The sequence below is a fragment of the Bacillus cereus group sp. BfR-BA-01441 genome (assembly GCF_022663075.1).
Lineage (GTDB): Bacteria > Bacillota > Bacilli > Bacillales > Bacillaceae_G > Bacillus_A > Bacillus_A cereus.
The window spans coordinates 1-2,425 of the sequence record NZ_JAKUEU010000183.1 but is presented as its reverse complement, the minus strand read 5'-3'; the positions used below and the strand labels follow the sequence as shown (position 1 = coordinate 2,425).

Genomic DNA, 2,425 nt, shown 5'->3' with positions numbered 1-2,425 from the left:
AAAGTTAGTTTGTCTAGCATCTAAAATAAAAATTGACGTTTCACGTTGTTTGTTTCGTTCAGTTTTCAAAGAACTACTTGGTCGCTCATTTGCGACTTCCTTATGTTAACACTTTCGTTAATTGATGTCAACTAAGTTTTTTATTTCGTTTGTCGCTTGCGACGTTATTGTCATCGGCGACTTGTCCTATATTACACCTCTATATAATAATAGTCAATATTAATCTTTCATTTTTTTTAAAAAGATGAAAAAGACTCTCATACCCCCCTTTTATTTCTCATACATATCAATAAGATAACTGAAAGGAGTGTAGAACTTGTTCAATCCTTCTTTATTACACATCATAAGCTCCCATTCAAGAAGCCCACACTATCATAGGAAGTTTCCAATCATTCTATTTTGGAGTCAAAAAAGCGGCTGTACTTCTCTTGCTAAGTGGTTCTTTTACCAGATTGATTTATTACAAACCGCTCTAAGCTATAGTCCTTTCATTCATAATTATGAATATGATATATACAAAAGTACACCTGCCTATAGTGTACGACTAGGAGTAGCGTTACGAGAAAAACAAAAAGAAACTTTTAAACTTGTTCGTAACCCTTATAGGAGAGCAGTCAGTTCTTTCGTGTCCTTAATTGGACCTCCTTATATGGAAAATCCCGAATGGAAACCCATCCGAAAGTTTTTATATCAAGATGAAAATTCCACCAAAGGGATCTCATTTAAACAATTTTTATACTATCTATTTATAAAAGGGGCTCACGCAAGTGATATTAACCCACATTTCACACAACAATATATAGCTGGTGAAGAAGAATATGTGACCAATTATATATACTTAGAAAACTTCGATCACGAAATGAAAGAATTAGAAAAGCGTTTCGAATTAAAAACCGCACCAATAAATGAGTTCTCAACATCATGGCATCATCAAACTCCCGCCATGATTTATAAAGGGAATTTTAGCGAAGGCGATATTACTGATCCTTTATTTCCACGTCATCCAACTTTTGAAAGCTTTTATGATACTGAATGTATACAACTTGTCCAAACAATATTTCAAAATGATTTCGACACATATAAATACAGCAAAGAATATCCATACTAACTTTAGTCTATTATCTTTGCTAAATAAAAAAGATACCTCATATATAAGGTATCTTTTTAACATTTCAATTATATAAATCATACTGTTTAACAGTCTCTATGCTCCACCTTGTTACCTTTTAATAGATTACATAACTTTTGCTTATCCGCCCATCCTACTCCAATTAAGACTAAACTCGCTCCCATTATTACTCTCCATGTCAGAGATTCATTTAATAGAATAATTGAAGTAATAATACTTATTAATGGTAATGCATTTAAATATAATCCGCTTACTGATGCTGAAACTCTCTCTAGCGCTTTATTCCAAAACCAATACGCTAAAATTGTTGCTCCAATAACAAGGTATATTACACTAAGTACCGTTTTCCAAGTTTCAACCTTTGGGAGACCGTAATAAAAAATTTCTACCAGTGCAAACGGTAAGAGAATAACAGCTCCAATAATTAAAGTTAATGTTGTAAAAACCTCGTTTGATAAATACTGTTCTTGTTTTGGTCGTTTTAGCAAAACTGTGTAGAAAGCAAATAGAAAAGTACTTAATAATATTAGTATATCTCCTATTAAGGACACTTCTTGATTAGCACTTTTAGATGGAATCGTAATAAAGAGTACTCCTATAGCACCCAATATAATTCCTATCCAATAATTCAATCGAATTTCCTCTTTTAAAAAGAGTGCTGAAAAAAGAATTGTAACCAATGGTAACGCAGCATCTATAATACTCACATGTAATCCACTGGTTAAAGAAATGCCGTAGGATGTAAACATAAAATAACCAGCTACACCGGTAAAAGCTAACAAACTCATTCTTTTCCATGGAACTTTTTTATGTACAACTGATTTTTGTAGTTCCTTAAATGAGAATATCATACAAATTCCACCTGCAAAGAAAAGACGAATAAATAACAAAGTAAACGGCTGAATAGATTCTAACGCCCATTTTGTTGGCGCAATGGCTGTGCCCCATAATATAACAGCCACTAATAACATGCATATTTCTTTCATAATTCCCCACACCCATCAAAAATATATGTTAACTACCTTAATTATAGATTTTTTCTAATGTAAAATCCTTTAAAAGCACAAAAGGTTATGTAAGATCACAAACATTCTTTTTACATCTGGACTATATTCTTGAAAAGGTAATTCTTACCTTTAAATTAAAAATAATAAAAATAAACACAAAAAAACCTAAGTCAAAATGACTTAGGTTCTTGCTTGGCGACGTCCTACTCTCACAGGGACAAGGTCCCAACTACCATCGGCGCTAGAGAGCTTAACTTCCGTGTTCGGTATGGGAACGGGTGTGACCTCT

Annotated in this window: 2 protein-coding genes and 1 rRNA gene; 1 reads left to right on the top strand and 2 read right to left on the bottom strand. The window is 32.9% G+C overall.

The features are described 5' to 3' along the window. The first annotated feature begins 316 nt into the window (after positions 1–316). Positions 317–1,108 (top strand): sulfotransferase family 2 domain-containing protein, encoded by a 792-nt coding sequence (locus MR107_RS29680; protein WP_000483018.1) that lies wholly within the window; start codon positions 317–319, stop codon positions 1,106–1,108. 86 nt (positions 1,109–1,194) lie between these two features. Here MR107_RS29680 and MR107_RS29675 read toward each other — a convergent pair whose 3' ends face one another. Together MR107_RS29675 and rrf are read right to left on the bottom strand one after the other, a co-directional pair. After that, positions 1,195–2,115: a DMT family transporter gene (locus tag MR107_RS29675; RefSeq protein WP_242293120.1), complete on the bottom strand. Its 921-nt coding sequence runs from the start codon at positions 2,113–2,115 to the stop codon at positions 1,195–1,197. Positions 2,116–2,326: 211 nt separating this feature from the next. Next, positions 2,327–2,425: ribosomal RNA gene (gene rrf / locus MR107_RS29670) — 5S ribosomal RNA — on the bottom strand; the annotation flags it as partial.

Bases quoted from the DNA above. Each gene is read 5' to 3' on its own strand.
- MR107_RS29675 (WP_242293120.1), bottom strand. From the start codon at position 2,115: ATGAAAGAAATATGCATGTTATTAGTGGCTGTTATATTATGGGGCACA.